General features: G+C 41.0%; 14 protein-coding genes. 7 read left to right on the top strand and 7 right to left on the bottom strand.

The window, feature by feature from the left end:
* Positions 1-3 precede the first annotated feature (3 nt).
* The 3 genes from ABDW16_RS12345 (at position 4) to ABDW16_RS12335 (ending at position 2,833) form a co-directional block, all read left to right on the top strand.
* Positions 4-582: a hypothetical protein gene (locus ABDW16_RS12345; protein ID WP_343670092.1), complete on the top strand. Its 579-nt coding sequence runs from the start codon at positions 4-6 to the stop codon at positions 580-582.
* Positions 554-1,192 carry a hypothetical protein gene (locus ABDW16_RS12340; protein ID WP_343670091.1) on the top strand — a complete coding sequence of 213 codons (639 nt, stop codon included), beginning with the start codon at positions 554-556 and terminating at the stop codon, positions 1,190-1,192. The genes ABDW16_RS12345 and ABDW16_RS12340 overlap by 29 nt, the downstream gene beginning before the upstream one ends.
* Before the next feature lie 66 nt (positions 1,193-1,258).
* Positions 1,259-2,833, top strand: coding sequence for a prolyl oligopeptidase family serine peptidase (locus ABDW16_RS12335; RefSeq protein ID WP_343670090.1), 1,575 nt, complete (start codon positions 1,259-1,261; stop codon positions 2,831-2,833).
* On the opposite strand, the gene ABDW16_RS12330 is transcribed toward ABDW16_RS12335, so the two are convergent.
* The 4 genes from ABDW16_RS12330 to ABDW16_RS12315 form a co-directional block, all read right to left on the bottom strand.
* Positions 2,819-3,349 carry a sigma-70 family RNA polymerase sigma factor gene (locus ABDW16_RS12330; RefSeq protein WP_343670089.1) on the bottom strand — a complete coding sequence of 177 codons (531 nt, stop codon included), beginning with the start codon at positions 3,347-3,349 and terminating at the stop codon, positions 2,819-2,821. The two genes, ABDW16_RS12335 and ABDW16_RS12330, sit on opposite strands and share 15 nt — an antisense overlap.
* A 257-nt stretch (positions 3,350-3,606) precedes the next feature.
* Positions 3,607-3,945: a hypothetical protein gene (locus tag ABDW16_RS12325; RefSeq protein ID WP_343670087.1), complete on the bottom strand. Its 339-nt coding sequence runs from the start codon at positions 3,943-3,945 to the stop codon at positions 3,607-3,609.
* Between the two features lie 85 nt (positions 3,946-4,030).
* Positions 4,031-5,359 carry a RagB/SusD family nutrient uptake outer membrane protein gene (locus ABDW16_RS12320; RefSeq protein ID WP_343670086.1) on the bottom strand — a complete coding sequence of 443 codons (1,329 nt, stop codon included), beginning with the start codon at positions 5,357-5,359 and terminating at the stop codon, positions 4,031-4,033.
* A gap of 13 nt (positions 5,360-5,372) precedes the next feature.
* On the bottom strand, positions 5,373-8,423 hold the full coding sequence (locus ABDW16_RS12315) for a SusC/RagA family TonB-linked outer membrane protein (RefSeq protein WP_343670085.1): 3,051 nt from the start codon (positions 8,421-8,423) through the stop codon (positions 5,373-5,375).
* Between the two features lie 226 nt (positions 8,424-8,649).
* Between ABDW16_RS12315 and ABDW16_RS12310 the strand changes: the two genes are divergently transcribed.
* The 4 genes from ABDW16_RS12310 (at position 8,650) to ABDW16_RS12295 (ending at position 12,449) form a co-directional block, all read left to right on the top strand.
* A complete protein-coding gene (locus ABDW16_RS12310; protein ID WP_343670083.1) occupies positions 8,650-9,198 on the top strand; it encodes a sigma-70 family RNA polymerase sigma factor in 549 nt (182 codons plus the stop codon).
* Between the two features lie 74 nt (positions 9,199-9,272).
* The gene (locus ABDW16_RS12305; protein WP_343670081.1) at positions 9,273-10,433 is read left to right on the top strand and encodes a FecR domain-containing protein; all 1,161 of its coding nucleotides are present in this window, start codon (positions 9,273-9,275) and stop codon (positions 10,431-10,433) included.
* Between the two features lie 26 nt (positions 10,434-10,459).
* Positions 10,460-11,455, top strand: a complete 996-nt coding sequence (locus ABDW16_RS12300) for a hypothetical protein (RefSeq protein ID WP_343670080.1) — start codon at positions 10,460-10,462, stop codon at positions 11,453-11,455.
* A 745-nt stretch (positions 11,456-12,200) separates the two neighbouring features.
* Positions 12,201-12,449 (top strand): hypothetical protein, encoded by a 249-nt coding sequence (locus ABDW16_RS12295; RefSeq protein WP_343670079.1) that lies wholly within the window; start codon positions 12,201-12,203, stop codon positions 12,447-12,449.
* Between the two features lie 47 nt (positions 12,450-12,496).
* Here ABDW16_RS12295 and ABDW16_RS12290 read toward each other — a convergent pair whose 3' ends face one another.
* The 3 genes from ABDW16_RS12290 to ABDW16_RS12280 form a co-directional block, all read right to left on the bottom strand.
* Complete coding sequence (locus ABDW16_RS12290; protein ID WP_343670078.1) at positions 12,497-15,097, bottom strand: prolyl oligopeptidase family serine peptidase; 2,601 nt, start codon at positions 15,095-15,097, stop codon at positions 12,497-12,499.
* A 153-nt stretch (positions 15,098-15,250) separates the two neighbouring features.
* Complete coding sequence (locus tag ABDW16_RS12285; RefSeq protein WP_343670077.1) at positions 15,251-16,744, bottom strand: RagB/SusD family nutrient uptake outer membrane protein; 1,494 nt, start codon at positions 16,742-16,744, stop codon at positions 15,251-15,253.
* Positions 16,745-16,770: 26 nt separating this feature from the next.
* Positions 16,771-20,187 carry a SusC/RagA family TonB-linked outer membrane protein gene (locus ABDW16_RS12280; RefSeq protein WP_343670076.1) on the bottom strand — a complete coding sequence of 1,139 codons (3,417 nt, stop codon included), beginning with the start codon at positions 20,185-20,187 and terminating at the stop codon, positions 16,771-16,773.
* Positions 20,188-20,269: the final 82 nt, after the last annotated feature.

Below are 20,269 nucleotides of genomic sequence, written 5' to 3'. Positions count from 1 at the left end.
AATATGAATTATATCATTCATCTCAACGCTTTCCTGGCCAAGGCTGCAAAGGAGGAATGGATGGTACCCCACCATATTTCCCTTTACATGGCACTGTTCCATACCTGGAATAAACTAGGGTTCAGAAAGGCTTTTAACGTACGCCGGGAAGAAATCATGCAGGCGGCAAAAATCAAGGCTAAGTGTACCTATTACCGCAGTCTACGTGAGCTGGATGCCCGGCAGTACCTGGTTTACCTGCCATCGGACTCCCGGTTTACCCCTGCCACAGTTTCTATGATCCCAATGGGTATGCATAATGGCCCCGAACAGGGACCACTAAAAAGACCATTATTAAAAACTAATACAAACGTTATTACAAATGATGTGTCAAATGGTCTGCCAACCCTGGACGAAGTACTAATTTTTTTCGCTACCCACAAGTATAACCTGGAAGAAGCCCGGAAATTCTGGTTTCACCACGAAGCTACCGGGTGGCTGTCAGGAAATACACCCATTCAACACTGGCAACCACTTGCTCATAAATGGATGTTAAGCGCCCCTCAAACGAAAAATGATGAAGATTATCACCAGCCTTTTTGATTACAAACAGATTCTTCATCTCCTAGCCGAAAAAGGCAGGGAACAGTTCGGAAAACACTTCCAGATCTACAACGAAGACCTTTCCGTACTGCTCCCTGTCATCGCCTGGATGCTTCGTGATGAAGAAGTAGCAAAGCAGTTCAATATCGACCTGCAGAAAGGTATCTTCCTGGGCGGACCCGTAGGAGCCGGGAAAACGCATATCATGCAACTCATGCGCCTGGTAGTGCCAGCGCCTTTTGACTACGACATGCACAACTGTGACCGGATCAGTACAGAGTTTAGCCGGAAAGGGCCAGGTATCCTGGACAAATACATAGGTAACCCCGAAAATAGTAGTAAAAACAATCATCGCGCCTGGTGCTTTGACGACCTGGGAAGGGAAGACGTAGCACACCACTATCGAATCACCTGCGAGGTCATGAAGAAAATCCTGGTGAGAAGATATGAGTTATTCACCTGTTTTGGAACTATCACTCACATTACATCTACACTGACCACCGCTGCTATTGAACAGCGGTATGGTTCGGAAGTAAGGAGCCGAATGCGGGAGATGCTGAATAGAATTGTTTTTGATAAGGGGACTAAAGACAAAAGAAGAATGATGTGATTCATACCTTTCCACCCATCAGTATTGTCTTATAATTGATACCATCATGCCTTTAAGTCAGGTACTATGCCAACCTTTTTCACAATTTTACTGTTCACCCTCCTACTGGGTCCGACAGCTGATACCGGGATGCGGCAGCTGAATGACAGTAATACAGAAATTTGTTTTATAGGTAACCATTATGCTCTCTTGCAAAACAAACTCAATTACCAGGAATATTACTGGAATAAAACAATCATTGCCACCCTCTATCTTGTAAATATTACGACTGGTCAGAAATTGAAAATTGCGGAAAACCCAAAAGCTTTACTCATTAATGGTACTTTATCCCCAACCGAAAAATATGTAACCTGGTATGATGCCGCACTAAAATGCTATCGCATTTACGATATCACTACCGGCACCACACACTCACTTCCCAAGCAAATCACCACCATCTTAAAATGGCAGGGAAGCGACACCTCATTCATAGCCTATGACAACTACGACATATGGGAAATGAATCTTACCCGTGCCCGATGCCTGACCAACAACTATGGCCAAAAGCAAAAAATTATTTTTCGCCAGCTGGATGATACCTTACTCATTGCCCTCGATACGAAAAACAAACAAAACGGGTTCTGGCGACTTACACAATCAGACCCTGTTAAATACACTATGGATGATTGCCTATATTACTTTCCGATCTACCCCATTGATCAATATAAACCCATTTATGCCAATGGGACTTACCTGGTCAGAAAACAAACCGCTCAATCCCCGCCCAATCTATACACCACAACTGACTTCAAATTATTTACACCACAAACAGATCTACCACCTGCTTATACCATTCATGCACAGCTATTGCGCTTCAAAGGTATTACCGGAATCTTATACACGCCCCGAAATATTGACCTCGCTCAAAAACATCCTATCATATTTACCTATTATGGTCAATACAGCAATAACCTAAACCGTCACCTTCCACTCCAACTCAGCGAGGGCACACTCAACATTCCTACCTATATCAGCAAAGGCTATATTGTTTTCATCCCCGATATCCACGTCAAACCAGGTGCGCCTGGCCCAAGCACAGCACATACGGTTATTCAGTCAGCAAAATACCTAAGCAAGTACCCGTTTATAGATAAAACAAAAATGGGCCTCCAAGGCTTCAGCTTTGGCGGATACATTACAAACTACATCATCACCCACTCCAATCTATTCGCTGCCGCACAGGAATCCTCTGGCCCCACGGACTTCATTAGCGGGTACGGCAGCATTCGGAAACTAACAGGCAATACCTATCAACCTTTATATGAAACAGGACAAAACGAAATGAAGGTGCCTCCCTGGAAGAACCCAAAAAGATATGAACGAAATTCACCTATTCTAGAAGTTCATCATATCAATACACCGCTATTGATGATGCACAACGAAAATGATAACCAGGTCCCCTGGGCACAGGCAGCTGAACTCTTCACGGCTTTACGCCGATTACAAAAACCGGTCTGGTGGTTACAATACAAAAACGAAGGCCATCAACTTACCAACCTTGACAACCAACTAGATTTTTCCACAAAGCAAATGGAATTTTTTGATCATTACCTAAAAGGCGCGCCAATGCCTGGATGGATGCGCTATTTAGGACAACCCTAATATATCCCTTAATGACTTCCTGGCCTTACAAATCTGGTTGCGCACCACTTCCACCGTGATCTTCATATCCCGGGCAATCTCTTTATAATTCTTGTGCTCCACTACATGCATCCGTAATATCTCTCTACACGCAGGTGGGTATACCTGCAAAATCGCTTCATGTATTTTGGCCAGAAATTCCTTTCTGGCCAGCTCACTATGTCCATCTACTTCGTCTTCAATATCTGGTAATTCATTTGCCAGGTTTTTCCGTCGCAACTCATACTCAACACAAGCCTCCTGGGTACGATGATATAGATAATCCTTTAGAGGTACATCCACATCAATCTCCTTTCTATTTTCCCATAACCGGGAAAACACTTCCTGTAAAACATCATCTGCCGCTGCAGCATCTTTTAAGGTAACTAAAGCATGATAGTGTACAAGTCCTCCATAAGTAGTATAAATGTGAGTAAATACAAGGTTATTGCCTTTCTTGAGTAGGGATAACATTGATCTTTCATCTGTGTTATGCATAACGGGCTTTTTATTTGGTATAAAATAGTTTCCGTACTATTTCAATTAAAATAAATTCCAGGCTGGCACGAATGGGAAACCACCAAAATGTAATAGCATTCGAATCATTATTGTAACATGACTAACTTAATGATTAACAAATATTCACATTGATTTTAACATTCCCACAACACTTGTCATTGCCCCCTGCCGGAGGCAGTAGCTCCGGAAATCGATTCTCTTTTCCCGGAGCACTCCTCCCAAAAAGAAAAGTTTCTTCATTGATCCTCATCTGCATAAATCGGCAAATTCCATGAAAGCCCATACGGCACCGAATAAGTAACAAAAGACCCCCCGATAGTTGTAGTAGCCAATGTCACATCCAGGTATAATGGGAAAGTTGGATGCACACTTAACTGCGTAGGCACTGTCTGAAACGTTCTGTATGGCCCCAAGGTTGCATATTTTAATTGCAATGTGGCCCCATTTGCAGAAAAAATACCTGTTGTTGTCAGGTACAGGTTATTTAAGTTATAATTACTGACTTTATAAGCCAGTAAAAAATTGACCACTAAAAAAAAAGCAGTCACACCGAGAAAGATTCTTGCTTTTTTCATGTCCCAAGTTTTATACATAAAGGTAGAATTACCCTTACGGATATACTTAGGACTGCTGTCCGCTAATTAGGACAAAGAGCATTGATTAATAGCCTGTATTCTGCTTCAGGTAAGGATTTGCCTTCAACTCATATTCCGTGAGCGGGTACAACTGTTGATAAGCCTGCCAGCTACTGGTTTTCATTTTCATCACCTCATCTATGTTTCCGCCCCGTTTTAAATCAAACCATCGATGCCCCCATTCACTGAACAACTCAACCCTACGCTCCTGCATAATGGCATTTAATATTTGTTCCTGTGTACCAGCCGTTACGCTGGTAAGTCCAGCCCGCTTCCTGATTACATTCAGGTCTGCCAGCGCTCCATCCAGGTTCTTCAAATGCGCGTTTGCTTCGGCATGAACCAGGTAAAGTTCACCAACCCTTATCATCATCAGGTATTCTAAAGGATTATCTACAGGCGAGGTATTTTTATACTTGAAAGGATAACCATTCAATGTCCAGCTTTGCATCCTGTTATCCCCGGGTTCAAATGCAGCTAGCAAAGATTTACTGCAGATAGCCAGGGTATCTACAAGAAACAGGTAACCTTCTTCAGTATATTTATTCTTCACTGGTTCTAATTGCCAGATGGCCTCCTTGCTACTTTTGACAAATACATCCGCCAATGGTACTGTATCAAACAAATACTTTTTGTTTAGAACGGTATCAGCGGCTTTAATTGCCTTTTCATATTCACCAGTATATAAATAAACACGGGCTAGTAATGCTTTGGCAGACCAGGTAGTCGGTCGTAACCGATCTGTAGAAATCGATTCAACGTCGGCACCCAGGAAATCGCCACTCAATATCGCTATCGCATTATCCAGGTCCGTTACAACCTGCGCATATACAGTTAATAAAGCCGTCCTGGGTTGCACCGCGTTATATTTATAATCTGTACCCAATAACAATGGCACATCTCCATATAAATTAACCAGGCAGAAATAACTAAATGCCCGCACAAATAAAGCTTCGCCCTTTAATTGCCGTCGTATTCCCTCCTTCAATGACTGACTCTTTTCCAATCCTTCCAGTACTAAATTTGCCTGGTAGATATAATTATAGAAATCCTGCCAACAATCCACATCTCCTGCCACCAATGTATTTTGATACAATGCCTGTTGGATAAAATCTACTGTCTGCAAGGCAAATTCGTCTGCAGAGAGCCCACATAAAAACGACAATCCCTTGTTCCCGGTAATGGAACCGCCACTGCTCATTGTAGAATAAATACCGTTGATGGCAGCAATCGCGGTGGCATTATTCTCGTATACCGTTGTCGATGTGACTTTACCAGTAGGCTGCCCGGCATCTAAAATCTTATTACAGGCGCCACCCAAAAGTACAATCATTAAAATGTATAAGTATTTCATGTGTGTGTCACTTTTAAATTTGTATCTGGATCCCTATGTTAAAAGATCTAAGTAAAGGAAGCTTAGAACGGCTTTGTGTTTCCGGATCCAATCCTTTGTAGGGCGTAATTGTAAACAGGTTCTGGCTTTGCACATATACATTACCATCTTCCAGGTGTAGTTTCCGTAATGGTAACCTCCTGGACAAGGTGATGGATTGGCACCGCAAATAGGAACAATCCACATAGGCCATATTGCTTTCCAGCATCTTCAGGTAACTTGTTCTGTAGGTGCCTACCGTCAAGCGCTGATGCATGGCAGTTTCACCCGTATTATCCCAAATTCCGGCAATTGCATGCTTGTCCTGGTTACGCTGCATGCCTGGTGCGTATACACGGTCATACAGGTCGGTGAGTCCCATTGTCTTCACATACACAAATAACATATCCAACCGCCATCGCTTATACATGAAAGTATGTTGGATACTCCCATAATACGTTGGGGATTTGTTTATCCAATAGGACCTGGATAGATTTTCGTTGGCCGCCACCGTATTTCCATGACCGTCAGAAAATACATAAGCACCGGTTTGTTTATCCACACCCTCAGACTTATACACGAAAACGGAACCCACTGGTTTGCCTACCAGTAAATAATTGCTGTTGGCATCTGATCCCGGGTAAGACAGCAACTTATTTTTAGGGATAGTCATATTGACTACCGATGACCAGCTAAAATTTGCCGTCGTAAGATTCTGTGTACGCATTTCCAATTCCCACCCGTTATTCCTGATCACTGCCGGAATATTGCCCACAATATTGTTGATGCCCACCATGGTGGGTAACGGATACGAAGCCAATTGGTTTGTAGAGCGATATAGGTAATAGCATGCTGAGACCATCAACCTGTCGTTCCAAAAACCCAGGTCTAATGCCAATTCCAGTTTTCTCGTCTTCTCCCTGGCTAAATCGGGATTAGCCAGGCTATTAGGAGACAGGGCATAACCATTCTGATAGTTATTTACCGGCGAATATTCATCCGTGTATTGATAGTCCCCAACCTGGTCATTTCCTGTTGAACCATAGCTCACCCTTACTTTACCAAAACTCAGCACCTTCAGATTTGAATCAATCAAATGTTCTTTGAAAAAAATCCAACCGGCACCTATTCCTCCAAATGTGGCATACCTGCTCCTGATACCCAACCGGCTACTCCCATCTCTTCTGACACTTAAATTCACTAAGTACTTTCCTTTATAATTGAACCCGATTTTACCGTAGGCAGCCAGGTACTTGTACAGGCTTTTGTAATTAGTGGCGGAAATAGAATCTGCATATGCCAGGTTATCATAATGCCCGTCATCTTTATATCCACTGGCAACCATTGTGGTTCTGCTTTCCATAGCACCCTGGTAAGTACCTCCTATTAACATATCCAGTTTTAAGTCGCCTATCGAATCGGCGTAGGTAATTTGTGGTTCCATGATGGTAGATCCCGCCTCGTAATGATACAAAGTCATACTGCCAGTTGCGCCACTCCTGACCGAAGGTGCTATCATAGCAATCGGCATGATCGTTTTACTACTTCCTTTCAGCAACTGGTCACCCAGCAATAACTTCAATTCCAACCCTTTTCTAACCCGGTATTGCGCTACGAAATTCCCAAACCGGTTATGCACATTGGCGGTGAAAAGAGGGCCTACTAACCCAATATAAGGATTGACCCAGGAGTAGTTCAACTCATTATCAATGTACGCTGGTGGTGTATTGGGTGGTAAAAAGATATAATTAATGAAATCAGAGGATGGTAAAAAAGAATGGATATTAAAATAGCTCCAACTTCCACCCAGGTGAAGGCGTTGAGTGGGCGCCCCCCGGGAGGCATTTAAATGCACACCCCATCCTTCCTGGTAAAAATCGCCTGGAAACACCGTTCCATTTTTCTGGTAATTCGTACCCACATAATACTGGGTAGTATCATTTCCACCAGTAAAGGCCGACTGCATATTGTAAAATTTGGCCGCTCTACCAATTAATTCCTTTTGCCAATCTGTATACCGGGTGGTATCCCAAGTCAGCAGGTCAGGCGCATTCTGAGCAGTAGGCAAAATTTTATCATTGATAAGTGCTTTCCTACGCATATCCAGGTACTCTTGTGTATTTAACAGGTGATAGCGCCTGGGCACATTCGCAATTCCAGTCTTCACATTCAAGGATAACCTCCCTGGTCCTTTCCTTGCAGTTTTTGTTGTGATAACAATGACCCCATTGGCGCCTCTCGAACCATAAATAGCAGTAGCATCGGCATCCTTTAATACATCTATACTCTCTACATCGGCAGGATTAATATAAGCCAATGCAGAAGCCACCGCCCCCCAGATGGTGGAACCCAGTCCATCCGTAATCTGGGATTTCACAGGTACACCATCTACGACAATCAAAGGCATAGTGCTATTCATCAGGCTCAACTGTCCCCTGATTTTAATATCTATGGCAGTACCCAACATACCGCCGCTCATACTGATTTGCAATCCTGTCACCGGCCCTTGTAATTGGTTCAGGATATTACCAGTCTGTTGAAATTGAGGTTTTATTCCCGGCGCTCTTACAGCTGGCACGGTATTTCCCGTATTCAGCAGGATAGTTGTTATTTTATACCCGTTTACAACTATTTCATCCAGGTTCCTATGCCACATGATTTCCTTAATCCCCTGGTCCAGCTTCCGCTGGTATTGTAAGATCTGCTCATCAGGCTTTCCCTCCCTGATGGCAATCCCATTGGTGTCAATTTTCCAGATAAACCCTCTTTTAATCAACAGATCCGCTAATACTTCTTCTAATGGCCACCTACAATAACTGGCATTTACCTTGACATCCTGGTTCAGTTTATCATTACTATACCCAATTATCAACTTTGTCTGCCTTTGAATTTCCTCAAATACCGTTTTCAATGTTACATCTTGTGCATTGATGGTTATTTTATATCCGGAATACTGGCCATACACCTGTTGCGGACCACAGGTTAAGACGAAAGCGCAGATATAAAAAGTAAGAACTTGGAAACTTCCAGGTATAAGAAACTGCATACGCTCGTTTTACATTATTTCAAAAAACTCTAAAGTGTCTTTTAACTGATCGTCTCATATTCACAATAATACCCTAGTAATCTCTTTGCCTATATAAGTAGCCGTAGATGTCAAAAAGTACCCATATACGAAGAAGAATAAATTTCCGCAACCATTAACAATGAGTTAACTAACGACGGAATTCCTATTCGTAGCTTAGATATTCAAAAAGAAACAATAGTGTTATATGAGCAATAGCCATAATCACATTGGGGATGACTTACTGGTACTCATAAAAAAGGGGGATGAGTTAGCATTCGCAGCGTTCTGCGATCTGTATCGCACATTCCTCTTCGTAAATGCCAACAAACGTTTACAGAATGAAGATGAGTCAAAAGATGTAGTACAGGAAATTTGCATCTGGATATGGGAGCACCGCGCATCCATCGATGTTTCAAAGGGAGTACAGGCCTGGCTGATGGGCGCTGTACGCAATAAAACATCGGACCTGATCAAGCAGAAAATTGCGCGCCGGCGCCGGGAACAACATTTTTCCGATCAGCAACAACGGATCGTTCAAATGGTACCCTACATTGAATTAAAAGAATTAGGGGCACAGATTCATTCAGCCATCAATGGCATTTCACCTGCCACACGTCAGGCATTTATTTTATCTTATCTTGAAGATAAAAGTCTGAAAGAAATTGCCGAGGAAATGGGGATTAATGTTCAGTCTGTTAAGAACCATATTCACCGGGCATTGAAACTGCTCAGAAAAAAATTGCCAAAAAAATAGGCGAAACGATAAGTACCTTTTTCATTTTGATCCTACATAGTAAAGTATCAAAGCTTTACTCAAAATTCCAGAACATGCCGGTAGACGACGACTATATAGAGCAGCTTGTGCTGGAAGAAATTACCGGGGTTATATCCCCGGAAGATCGTGTGAAGCTTTTGGAGCTAATAGCGCAGGAACCGCAAGCGAAATCTATCTGGGATGAGCTCCATGCCCAGTTGCCGGAAAACTATATGGAAGAACTCCGCCAGAAACTAGCTGTGGAGCTTCCAGCTGATCGGATTATTGAACAGGTTCGGGAAAAGCGCAAGGTAAAACGGCTCAAGGTAGCCTTTCAAACCACCGCTTACCTGGCAGCTGCAGGCCTATTATTATTTGTGGTCAAACTATTATGGTGGCCGGCACCTAAGGTGGCCCAACCCATTGTGGAAAATACCATCTCTACCAGGGGAGTCAGCCTGGAGGTCCCAGGCAAGGGGACCTTTTCATTGAATAAGCGATTTGACACCCTGTCTTTGGGGGTTGTCACAGTATATAAAAATGAAGACACGATCTGGTGGGCAAATGGGGACAAAGTAACAGATGCCCATGCGGTCATTCCTGATGGAATAAATTTGTACATGCGGTTTCCGGATGGAAGCACCATCTGGATGAACGCGGGGTCTTCGATCAATTTCCCCATGGCATTTCATGGCAGCACCAGGGAACTTTCTATAAAAGGAGAAGCCTACCTGGAGGTAGCCAAAGATCCAACACGGCCATTTATAGTAGACGTACCCAATGCAAAGGTAGCCGTATTGGGCACTGCATTCGGTATTAATACCCTGGATGGGAAAAAGGTATCGGTTGCCCTGACCAGGGGATTAGTACAAATGAGGACCTTTAAGGACTCCCTGCTACTCACACCAGGTCTGGCTGTCAACTTTAAACAGGGACAAAAATTAAAGGCAGTACCTTTTGATACAACAGCATTGCTCAAAAGACAAAAGGGGATATATACGTTTAATAAGGCGACAATTGGGGAAATCGCCAATGTCCTCAACCGGGTAAGGCCGGTTCCACTGATGATTCAAGACAATGTAGACACAATGAAGTTTACAGGAGCGATAAATATGAAAGCCCCCTTATCAAGAATATTTGAAGATGTGCGGTGGGAAAACCCGGAATTAGATTATGACGTTTCTCTGAACCAGGAAGATTCGGTAATTCATCTGCTTAGAAAAAAAGGTAGATAGCTTATTCATCTCATTAAACCATTATCATGCGGTCAACGCTTAATAAAGCTAATAAACTATTACTCATAGAGAAAAAGAATAAAGCAATCCTACCTGACGGAGACCTACCTGAGGAATACCGTAAGCTACGGATTCCATCCACAGGTTATTATTTTCGCCAGGATGGGGATTGTGACATCCTTTCTCAACATATCGATGTCGGACCTTTCAGCCTTTGGATGCACGATATCTTCGCGAAAGAAGATATCGTGCTGTTACCCTACTCACCGTATCACATATGGGCATTGCATTATATGTATGAAGACAGCCTGGTCGTTGAAAAAGGAAATGGAAGTGAGTTTAACCTGGAAGAAAAGGAGTGCAACCTATTCAACCTCCAACCAGGGCTACACAAAGTACCTATGGAGTCTGATAAAAAGGTATTATCTGTTCACATTAATATCAACCCTGGCTCGATACAGGGATTAGTTACAAAATATCCTTCGTTAGAAAAGCTATTGAGTCAGCCTTCACCAGATGTCAGTAGTCTGATCAACGAGTCATCGCATCATATCAATCCAGTTGCCGATCTGCTGATCCAAAAAATGCTCAGTTGTCAATACACCGGTAGTCGGGCTTATTATTTCATCCGTCGTTGTTGTGCCGATCTCTTTCTGAATTTTGCCAAACAGGATGAAGACGCCAGGGAGCCGCTCCTATTTTCCAGTATACTCCACATGGATACTTATATCCAGTTATTCGAATACCTGGTAGACCATCCTCATCGTATACATTCAATCCCTGAACTCGCGTATATGTATTTTCAAACCCCCGAGGAGCTAAGCCTGGGGTTTGAGCAACATTTCTCCATCAGTATAGAAGGATTTATGCATATGATGTTTATGATGACGACATATAGCCTTCTTCATAAACAACAGCTTTCATTGACGGATGTAGCCGAAACGAGCAAGTTCAATAGCGTGACAGAGATGGTCGCCCAGTTGGAAGCCTATTACGATTGTACCCTCAAACAAATGCAATAGTATCTTAATTAAGTCGTTTTAACCCTATGTAAACCTACCGTGTCCTGGTTCCCAGGACACGGCTTTTATTTCCCATAAATCACCCGGATCTCCTAAGTAATTGCCTCAGATCTCAACCTACCTTTACACTAACGAAAGCAATATTTTTCTTTTTTCATTCTGTCATCCATTTTTTCAGTTTCCCACCAAAACGACCAATATCCTGGTCAACATTTGCTTTTTTCATTACCAATATCCATGCGCAGCAGAAGTGAATCCGGGGAGGAGAAAAACAGGTGCCGGATACCTGGATTGTCATTTGAAGAGAAGTGATACCATGGCCCGGGTTTACTTTCTGCTGTTTTAAAGCAATCCGTCATCTCCAAAAAATTGGTCCACCATTACTAAGTTTAAAAGAGGCATCCTACCGTAACTTTATCATCGTAACCCAAATGAGACCACCGTATCATTTAAAACTTATTAGAAATAAGAATTTTCTATGCAAACTATTATCACACATATCCACCGATGTTAAATTGATTCTGAAAATCTCACATGCTTACCTCACAGATTAGCTAATAGCAAAGCTATATTCAAAAATATTATTTACGGGAATAACCCTATGTATGCGATATGGTAGACAAGGATCCATCTACACGCGCATATTGGGCCATCAAAGGGAAGAAGCCGAAAACCCTTAAAAGAGAGTAGGCATAATTATTAAAAGACAAAGTTTAGCTTTTTGAATCAAAAAGCAAATTTTACTATGAAAAGAGCAAAATTAATCCTTGCAGCAGTTGCTGTTCTCGCTATCGCAGGTGGTACATTGGCTTTCAAAGCAACTTCTCGTGGTACCCAGGTTTACTACACTACTAACGCTTTCAATGCAATTGCTCCTGCTGCTAACTCTGTAGCTAATGCTTACATTACTACAACCGGTACTAACAGAAAATACTGGACAATTGAACCAGGCACTGAAGCTGTAGAATACAACACTATCGCAACTGGTCTGTAATTAAAACAATCTATTAAGAAGGGAAGAGCTCATCGCTCTTCCTTTCTTTAATTATTATTTGCCTTCATCCATGAAGGCATTTCTGTATTCTTCAGGTAGTAATTAAAAAAAGCGGTTTGTCTCAAGGTATAATCCAAAGAATTCCGCTCACTTCGAAGTACATGATTTTCCCCTTCATATACCAACAACCAAACCCTCTTCTTAAATTGCCTTAACCCATTAAATAACTCCATTGCCTGGCTAAAAGGCACAGCCCGATCATCTGTAGTATGCATTGCTAAAAGTGGTGTGGTGACCTTATTAAGAGAAAATAGCGGGGAGTTTTTGATAAAACGTTCAGGATTACTCCATAATATTTCACCCATACCCAGTTGTCCATTACTTGCCATCAAATGGTTGCTCTTACCCGATGCGCCTAAACCTCCCGCAAAACTAACAATATCGGTAACACCAGAGGATGAACACGCTGCGGCAAAAATATCTGTTTGGGTAATAATGTAGTTAGTTTCATAACCACCAAAACTATGTCCTTGAATAGCCATCTTTGTTGAATCAACATAGTCTTTGGTTTTCATATACATCGCTGCAGATACAATAGAATTATAGGCACTTTTCCCAGTCTCACCCACTTTGAAAATTACATCCGGTACAAACACCAAATAACCCTGGCTTACATACCAGGGAATATTAATTGGACCAATAGATGGACCCGGATTCAGATAAGCATGCAAATTTCTGGACCATTGATCATAATAGTGAAAAATAATAGGATACTTTTTATGCGAATCAAAATCTTCTGGCTTATATAATATACCCTGTACAGTACTCCTATCAAATGACTGCCAGGTATGTAATTCCGTTGTCATCCAATTAAATCTCTTTTCTGGATATATAGCAGTAACGGGAGCAAATACTTTAAAATCTTTAGTGACAAACAAATTGGGAAATTCCTTTTCGCTCATTTTCTTAACCAACCATAAATTAGCATCTTTGGCTTTAATAGGACGCGTGTCAAATCCATTTTCTATAGGAAGGTATGGCATATAATAGGAATACGCATTCATTACCAATTTCTGCGGGCCCTTTTTATCTCCCAACTTTATGCGGTAAAATCCATTATCCTTATTTGTATAGTTATATCCCATTAAAACTAACTGCTTGCCATTTTGAAATGAGAATTTTTCCAAATTCTCTACTGGATAAAAAGCAATATCTGTTCTTGCTCCATATCCATTTGTTAAATTAACGGGCTCCTTCAGGCCTTGTGGATCTATTTTCCAAATGTCACGCTCCGCGTACAAAATAAAAGCGCTGTCATTATCAAACCAATAACTTCTATATCCATTTGACTCCATAAATTCATGGGCATATTTATGGGAAGGCACCTTATTGAATTGTGAAATGCGTAGAGTCACGTTAGTAACTTTTCCTGAAGAAGTCTCATACGTGCAATAATCTTTACTATCATTTTCGTAATATAAAAGATATTTGCCCCCGCGAGAAAACATAGGGTTCTTCATTGGCAATTCCACCTTATGTCCATCAATTAAGGAAATGAGGAACATCTTGTTCTGGCTTCTGGGATTCCAATATTCATCATCTGGATCTCCTTTTCCTGAGTATTGCTGGGTAATCCCAAAATCTCCAGCATAGTCCAACAAAAGTTCGTTTCTTGCCGTAATAGGGATTACCTTTCTTGATATTAAGTTAACCACATACTGTATTTCAGTTGATGATCGCCCATTATCTTGTTCAGATTTCAACCGGGTATCAGCATAATTCCATATAGTAACCGTGGCGCCTGTTGAATCCGCCTGCTTAAATGCAGGAGTATTCTTCATACCGAAAACAAGGAACAGCTTTTTATCATCAGGCGAAAAGCCACCGATTCCCTTCAACATCAGCAAAGAATCAATTTCTAAACTATGCTCTTTCAATATTAATTGCACGTCCTTACGCACTGGGGAGTATAACCAAACCCCACTCATACCATTTTGCTTTCCTGTAAAAGCTACCTGTCCAAGTCGATGATCAAGGGTAATATTATCCACATCTAATCCTTCCCAAAACTCAGTACTACTTTTATGCTTTAAATCATAACAAGATAATATGGATGTTCCATCATTCCCTTTTTTCGTGAGTACTAACCTGTTTTGCTCTTTATCAAACAAGTAGTCATTAACTTTATCTATCAAAAAATGACTATTATTCGATATTTGTGTCACATGGAGATTCTCGGCATCACCAGCTACTATATAAAAGATATATTCGGGGTTGGCTTGATACCTGGTTACATGTTGGATATAATCAACCTTATCAGAGCCGATTTCAAAAACAGCCACTGAATCTCTAGATAATCTAACAACCGCCTTCTTTCCATCCAAAGAGAAAGTAAGATCTGAAGTTGCATTAGGTAATATTTTCTTCCATTTTCCAGAAACAGCCTGAATCACAAGCTCTTTTCTTCTAACTCGCCAATAGGATTTGTAAGCAATTTTATATGAAATATATTTCCCATCACTACTGATCTGTCCACCTTCTATTGAAGGCCACTCTCTAAACACCGCTGTGTCTAATGCTGGCTTTTGCCCATTTACTTTAATTATAAATATTAAAAATACAACCAGGGCTGAAGTATAGTGTTTCATTGATGATGGATATTAATGAAGAAATGGGCAAACATAAAGATCCAGGATGCAGCATGAAAAGATTTCGTCCTTTCATCCATCCTGAATCTTACAATAAAATCACAACGAATTTACTTAGTACAAAAATTATTTATTTAGGAGATCAGGGTTTTCTTAATAGCCCTCATTCTGAACCAGGTTAGGATCATTCGTCAATTCTGACTGATATATTGGGTAATACTGGTCGTAAGAATTCCAGGTTCCCCCTTTTACAGTAGAATAAACACTCATGACTTCGTCTACCTTACTTAACCTTTTCAAATCAAGCCATCTATTTCCCCACTCTGAAAAGAGCTCAATACGCCTTTCATGCAATATCGCCGACAGCAAGGATGCCTGGTTATTACCACCTGCATAATCAGCCAAACCTGCTCTATTCCTGATAGCATTTAAATCATCGGCAGCGGCAGACAGGTTATTTTGCTGTGCATTGGCTTCGGCCCGAATCAAATATTGCTCCGCCAACCTCAATACCATCTTATATTCTGTCACATCCGCATTTAAAGTGGCGCTTTTGTATTTATAAGGGAAATAGTAAGAAACGCCGTCCGCTATTGTCGTATCCACCCAATTTATCCTTCGCTGATCATTGACTTCAAAACTATTCAATAAACTATCACTCAGGTAAACGGGATTAAATTCACTTGGTCCGGTTTCCGGAATCACAAACAACTTTGCATCCTCTGTATTCCAACCTAAATTCACTGGCTGCAATTGCCAAATCGCTTCCTGGCTATTACTTAAAAAGACACTGTTTAAATCCGTCAAGCTAAATAATGAACTATTATTAATTACTTCGGTTGACAATGCTACTGCATCCTTATAATCCTTTGTGTACAAATAAACCCTTGCTAACAAAGCCTTAGCCGCCCATTTATTAGGAACAACCCTTTCACTGCTCGTACTGTAGCCATTGCTTCCCACAAAATTTTCATTCAACAAGCCTTCAGCCTCTACCAGGTCCTTCACTACTTGTTGATAAACAGCATCTACAGAAGATCTCGCTAACACCGAATTTTCTTTATAATTGACAGTCAACACTAATGGAACAGGACCGTATAGATTAACCAGGTAGAAATAATAAAATGCTCTTAAGAATTTAGCTTCCCCCAGCAACTGACTTTTTACTTTTTCAGAGATCCCACTAGAAGCATTTATACCATTAATTGCATCATTTAATTTATAGATAACCGGGTAAGAGGTCAACCAGGGATTAGGACCACTAGTGTTTAGCAAATCATTTTGATAAAATGCTATATAGCTGCCATTTGTCACCCCACTAAATAAAGTAAATTCGTCAGCCGACAAACCAGGATACAATGACATAAAACTATTGATAGAACTACCATCCGAAAGAGCGACCAAACTCATATTGGCATATATACCATTCAAAACAGCAATCGCATTCGCGTCCGAAGCAAAGGCATCACCACCAGACGTATATATCAAAGGCGTGTCCACTTCCACAAGTTTGTTGCAAGCCGATATTGAGAAAACCATACTCATGCATAACAAATAAAATCTCCCCCGGTAAAATTCAATCTGTCGAAGACCTGTCAGGAAAAACCCTCTAAAAGCCACAAATATTTTAAGATATATTGAGTTCATATTGTAAATGATTTATACTAAATTTTTCAAAACCCTACTTGCAGCCCAAAAACAAATGTCTTTAATGGAGGAAGTGTTGTACTTTTCAAAGATTCAGGATCCAGTCCTTTATATCCAGTAAAAGTCAACAAGTTCTGAGCTTGGGTGTAAACTTTAACATTCGTAATATTTGCAGAGCGTAGCCATTGCTGTGGTAACTGCCAGGAAAGAGAAATATTTTTCAACCTGCAATATGAAGCGTCTCTATAGGAAATAGTACTAGCCGTAGCATTACTATAAGCACCAGCAAGCGAATTATTTGCGTTAAAACGTTGATGAGGTGCATCATCTCCAGCCTTCCGCCATCTATCCAATACAGAGGTTGGCTGATTCCGATTAAAAGAACCAGGATAGGTAGATCCAGTAAAGTAATTCTGGCCTTTTCTTTTCATGAACTGGAACAGAAAATCAAGTGAGAATCCCTGGTAGCTGAAACTGTTACTAAATCCAGCATACCAATTAGGGGATGTAATGACATAATTATATTTATCGGTCGCGAAATTTGGCGTACTTGTTAATTCACCTTTGCTATTGCGAAATTGGTATTTACCCGTCTCAGAATTAACACCGGCATAAGTGTAAATCTTTGTAATATTGATAGACTGTCCAACAATTAAGAGGCTTGCATAAGATGAGCTGGCAAGATTATCAAACCTAATGAGTTTATTTCTTGGAATGGTGAGGTTGAAATTCGCGTTCCAGTTAAATTTTTTATTTTGAATCACATTGCCGCTCAATGTAAACTCCCAACCACTGTTCTGAACAGTTGCTGGATAGTTAGTGGTTATTGACGTTACCCCCGTTATACTAGGAAGTGCATAGGGCATTAACTGGTTTGATGAGCGATTGATATAGTAATTGGCATTTAAAATCACCCTATCTCGAATGAATCCTAAATCTAATCCAACATTTGTTTTCTTTGTCAATTCCCATTGCAGGTAGGGGTTGTAAATTCCGTTTGATTCCAATCCAATGATACCTCTATAAGGCACCTCTACAATAACAGGGTAATAAAGATTTAAAAATTGATAATCACCTATCTGGTCATTCCCCGTTGTACCATAGCTAAATCTCAACTTTCCATAGCTTAAAGTAGGGAAATAATCTCTCAAGAAGTTTTCGGCAGAAAATACCCATCCTATACCCACTGCTCCAAAATTCTGAAACCTGTTCGCAGGTCCAAACCGGCTACTCCCATCACGGCGTGCGGAAAGGTTTACAATATACTTGTTATTATATATGTAGTTAATTCTCCCAAATACACCTGAATATTTATACACAGATGCAACGGCACCGGAACTGGTAAGACTGGCAGCAGAATTCATATCCTTAATGGCCTGGTCAGTGTTATACCCAACCCCCATTATCTGGTTGCCTGTACTATTATTCCGCTGAATAGAACTGCCTAATAAAACATCCAACTTGCCATTGCCCAAGGCATGGTTATAAGAAATTTGAGGTTCAACAATCCAGGTATTAATATTATACTTACCATAGTACCCCACCCTAGTAGCAAATGGCTGCGCATCAGGAGCATAGGATGAAAGTGGCACCTGCACAACTTCATCCGTATTCATATCTGTATAACCAAAACTGCTTTTAATGTTTAATCCTGGCAAAATATTATAAGTCAATGCCAGGTTGCTAATCAGGTTCTTGGTTTTCGTATCAAATTTGTTATTTAAATCAGCCAACGGGTTTTTGAATGTAGAAGCGCCTGCAGCATTCAACATAAAATTAAGCGTCCCATCGGCATTATACAGCGGTGGCGCATCAGGCGCCAAATAAGAGGCATAGGAAGCAAGGTCAGATGTCGGCAATTGATTATTATCAAATAAATAACTGCCTGAAAACTGCAATTGAAACTTATTATTATCTGTATTGCTGGTTATGCTAAAATGAGCGGATCCTTTCTGATCTGTAAAATTTCCCGGTATAACGGAGGTCTCCCTATGAAAGGTGCCACCAACCAGGTACTGAATATTATTATTGCCTCCCGACACTGATCCATTTAAATTCATATACTGGGCAGATTTCCCTATTAATTCTTTCTGCCAATTAGTATTACGGGTGGTATCCCAAAAACCGTTTATATCATAATCAGTAGATTTTACGGTTCCTTTATCATTGACAATGGCTTCATGACGCATTTCCAAATACTGTGGCGTATTCATCAGGTCCAGGTATCTTGCCACCTTTCCAATTCCCTGGGAATAATCAACATTAACTTTTGACTTACCGGCCTTCCCCTTTTTGGTAGTAATTAAAATAGCACCGTTCGCTGCGCGCGATCCATAGATTGCTGTTGCATCCGCATCTTTTAAAATGGTTATACTCTCGATGTCGGAAGGATTGATAAAGTTAATCGTACTCCCCTTGGCAAGTGTGTTTACACCACCCACTCCCTGCACATTTCCTGTAATAGACAGTCCCTGGGAAGGGTATGGCACACCATCAATAACATAAAAAGGATCGTTCCCTCTCAAAATGCTGTTTTGCCCTTGGACGGCAGTAACCACGCCTGAATTACTATAACCTGTTTTCTGGTTAATGTTGAGTCCCGGCACCCGGCCAGTCAGTGCCAACAACGGGTTGGACACGGGACTATGCTCTATATCCTCAGCTTTTATCGTAGACACATTACCAGTAAGCATTCTTCCAGAAGTTTTACCGTACGCGATCACGATAGCCTCATCCAAGGCGCCAATAGCAGTCTTCATCTTTACAAATACCAATTCTTCCTCCTTTACAACCACTTCTTTGGTCTCATATCCTATGGACGTGATTAACAGTACAGCACCTGGCTCTACATTATCTAATTTAAAAGAGCCGTCGACATTTGTTTTAGTCCCTCTTTTTGTGCCTTTTATCAAAATGGTTGCACCTGGTATGGGGGCATCATTTGCGTCAAGTATTTTACCATTAATAATACCATCTCCTTTCGGGGTTTCGCCTGGTATAATGTCTCCTCCTTTCCCAACATTGTGTTTCAGCAAGATAGTGCCATCACGATATTGCCATACAATACCTTTTACCCCGAGCAAACTAGACAGTACATCGTCTAACATTGTTTGTTGAAAAGATGCCTTTACTTTTTCATTCATGTTAAATGCACCAATAGCATACATAAACCGTAACCCGGTTTGTTTCTCAATTTGCTTCAGTACATTGTCAAGAGAAATGTCATTGGCTACGATGGTGACCTTTTGTTTACCATATTGCTGATGAGCTGAAACCCTTTGAAAAGCAAGGGTATTAATAAGTAATACACAAAGCAGTATCCTGGCTACTATCGTACCATAAGGTGTAGGAACACACATAACAGAAAACAGTTGGTTTTTGTGAAAAATACAGGCATAAAACTGAATAGACGTAAGCTTCCCCCACTTGACTAATGGGATCATTCACAAGCATTTAATTAACAATTCTCGAACATACTCTTGCACCCCTCTAAACAATAACGCTAAAACCTGGTATTGGTTGAAT

Source organism: Chitinophaga sp. (genome assembly GCF_039596135.1).
Lineage (GTDB): Bacteria > Bacteroidota > Bacteroidia > Chitinophagales > Chitinophagaceae > Chitinophaga.
This window is presented reverse-complemented; position numbering and strand designations above follow the sequence as displayed.